This is a genomic window from Pseudochrobactrum kiredjianiae (assembly GCF_030362795.1).
In the GTDB taxonomy this organism is placed as follows: domain Bacteria; phylum Pseudomonadota; class Alphaproteobacteria; order Rhizobiales; family Rhizobiaceae; genus Pseudochrobactrum; species Pseudochrobactrum kiredjianiae.
The window spans coordinates 1-3,534 of sequence record NZ_JAUCBM010000039.1; the positions used below are offsets into that span (position 1 = coordinate 1).

General features: G+C 55.5%; 1 protein-coding gene. It reads left to right on the plus strand.

Annotation, left to right across the window (positions count from 1 at the left end):
* Positions 1-3,534, plus strand: a 3,534-nt coding sequence (locus tag QUF18_RS20270; protein WP_289389048.1) for an Ig-like domain-containing protein, incomplete at both ends; no start/stop codon positions are given.

The following is a 3,534-nucleotide window of genomic DNA, read 5'->3' on the forward strand; positions in this document are numbered from 1 at the left end:
GCCGACGATCTCTGGTTCCGGTGCTGAGGGTGGTTCCACGGTTAAGATCTATGACAATGGCGTGTTGCTGGGTGAGACCACCGCTGCGGCCAACGGGACATGGAGCTTCACACCGGGCACAGATCTGAGTGAGGGTGTTCACACCTTCACGGCGACTTCGACCGATAAGGCGGGCAATGAAGGTACAGCCTCGATGCCTTGGAGCATTGAAGTTGACGTGACAGGCCCTGATGCGAAGTTCAAGCCTGAGATCTTGAATGCGAGCGATGATGTTCTGCCAAATACTGGTCTGATCCAGAATGGCGAGTTCACCAATGATACAACGCCGCGCCTCAATGGTAAGGGTGCGGAGGCCAATGGTCTGATCCGTATCTATAGCGACGGCAAACTGCTTGGCACGGTTCAGGCGGATGCTTCGGGCAACTGGACGTTTGATGTTCCGACCTTGTCGGAAGGCAAACATTCGTTCATCGCCACCACTGTTGATGCGGCTGGTAATGAGGGAGCATCGTCTTCAGCCTTCTCGTTGAGCGTTGATACGACAGCGCCGACAGCGAGTGATGCCGAGATTACGCAGGTTGTGGATGCCGTTGCACCGCATGAGGGTAATATCGTCTCCGGCGGTCTGACCAATGATGCGCGCCCGACTGTGACTGGTACAGCCAAAGAAGGTGTGACGCTTGTTCGCATCTATGACGGCACGACACTGCTTGGTGAGGTTGCGGTGACAGATGGTGCCTGGACCTTCAAGTCCGAGAGCGATCTGTCGAATGGTGTTCACAACTTCCGTATTAAAGCGGTTGATGCGGCGGGCAATGAGGGGCCATATTCCCCGACCTGGTCTGTGACGATTGATACGGCTGCACCAAATGCCCCGTCGATCACGACTGTCTATGATGATGTGAATGCGGTTCAGGGCAATGTTGCCGATGGTAAGTCGACGGATGATCTTCGCCCGACACTGTCTGGCGGCAGTGCGGAAGCCGGTTCCACGGTTAAGATCTATGACAAGGGTGTGTTGTTGGGTGAGACGATTGCCAACAGCAACGGGACCTGGTCGTTCACACCGGGCACTGATCTTGCAACCGGTTCGCATGTGTTCACTGTGACCTCGACGGATAAGGCTGGCAATGAGAGCGTTCCGTCTGCGGGCTGGACGATCCATATTGACCTGTCTGTACCAAAAACACCGACGATCGATCAGATCTGGGATGATACCAATCCTGGTATCGGCCCTGTGGGCAAGGGTGAGACCACCAATGATACCACCCCGACGCTGTCCGGTACGGCTGCTGCGGGCACTGTGGTCAAGATCTTCGTCAACGGGACTTTGCTTGGTGAGACGGTTGCGACTGCAGCCGGCACCTGGACATATACAGGCTTTGTGTCTGACGGTACCCACACCTTCACAGTTCAGTCTGTGAATGCGGTTGGTACGGAAAGTGCGCTGTCTGAACCATTCACCATTGTGGTCTCGACCGCTGTGCCTGGCACACCGTCCATCACCGAAGTCAGTGATGATGTTGGTGCTATTACCGGTAAAGTTGATAACGGCAAAACCACGGATGATACCAAGCCGACGATCAGCGGTAAGGCGGATGCCAATGCCACGGTCAATATCTATGACAATGGCGCGTTGCTGGGTCAGGCGAAAGCCGATGGCGATGGCAAATGGACATTCACACCGGCCACTGATCTGAGTGAGGGCGGTCACGCCTTTACGGCGAAGGTTGTCGATGGTGCGGGCGTTGAAGGTCAGCCTTCGTTCCCATACACGATTACTGTGGATACCACAGCGCCTGAAGCCCCGCAGTTCACCACCGGCTATGATGCTGTTGGTCCTGTGACGGGTGAGTTCAGTGATGGTGCGATCATCAATGATGGTCGTCCAAAACTGTCGGGTTCGGGTGCGGAAGCCAATGCGGTGGTCAGCATCTATCAGGATGGTGTTCTGGTTGCGAGCGTTAAGGCGGATGCGGGTGGTCAGTGGAGCTGGAGAAGTGCGGCTTCTTTGAGCGATGCGACCTATGTGTTCACTGCGACTGTGACGGATGCTGCGGGTAATGTGAGTGCGCCTTCAAATGGCTTCACGGTGACGGTTGATACTGTTGCGCCTGCTGCACCGAAGATTGAAGCAGTGACTGATGATGTTGCCCCGATTGAGGGCAATGTGGTCAAGGGCGGCTTTACCAATGATACGACGCCTACGATCTCGGGTTCGGGTGCGGAAGCCAATGGGACTGTGCGCATCTATGACGGTGCGACACTGCTTGGTGAAGTGACTGCTGATGCCTCAGGTATCTGGAGCTACACACCGGTTAATGCGCTGGGTAATGGTGTTCATACCTTCACGGTTGTGGGTGTTGATGGTGCAGGCAATGTGTCTGTGCGCTCTGAAGCCTATAGTGTGACGGTTGACACGCTTGCACCGAATGCGCCTGCAATCACGCAGGTGATGGATGATGTTGGTTCTGTTACCGGTGCTGTAGCCTCCGGCAAGACCACGGATGATCTGCGCCCGGCGATCTCGGGTTCGGGAGCCGAAGGCGGCGCGATCGTTAAGATCTATGACAAGGGCGTGCTTTTGGGTGAGACCAAAGCCAATGCCAATGGTACGTGGAGCTTCACACCAGCCACAGATCTGAGCGAGGGTGTTCACACCTTCACGGCGACTGTGACGGATCAGGCCGGTAATGAGAGCTCTGCCTCGATGCCTTGGAGCATTGAGGTTGACGTGACGGGCCCTGATGCGAAGTTCAAGCCTGAGATCAAGAACGCCTCCGATGACGTTCTGCCTGATACCGGTCTTGTTGAGCATAACGGCTTTACCAATGACACCACGCCACGCCTCAATGGTAATGGTGCGGAACCAAACGGCTTTATCCGCATCTATTCGGGCGGTAAGTTGCTGGGTCAGGTTCAGGCTGATGCTTCGGGGAACTGGACATTTGATGTTCCGACCCTGACGGAAGGTCAGCATGCATTCATTGCCACCACCGTTGATGCGGCCGGTAATGAGGGTGCATCGTCTGCAGCCTTCACGCTGACCGTTGATACCACGGCACCGACAGGTGCGGATGCGAAGATCACGCAGGTGATGGATGATGTTGACCTGCATACAGGCAATATCGAACATAACGGCCTGACTAATGATGCACGCCCTGTGATCTCGGGTACGGCGGAAGCCGGTATTACTCTGGTTCGTCTTTATGACGGTACGACGCTGCTGGGCGAAGTTGCGGTCAAGGAAGGTGTGTGGAGCTTTGCGGTTGAGAGCGATCTTGCCAATGGTGTACACAACTTCCGTGTCAAAGCGGTTGATGCAGCCGGTAATGAGGGGCCATATTCCCCGAGCTGGTCAGTGACTGTTGATACAACCGCACCGGTTGCGCCAACGATCACGCAGGTTCTCGATGATGTTGGTTCTGTGCAGGGTGCAGTGGCCAATGGCAAGACCACGGATGATACCAAGCCGACGATCTCTGGTTCCGGTGCTGAGGGTGGTTCCACGGTTAAGATCTATGACAATGGCGT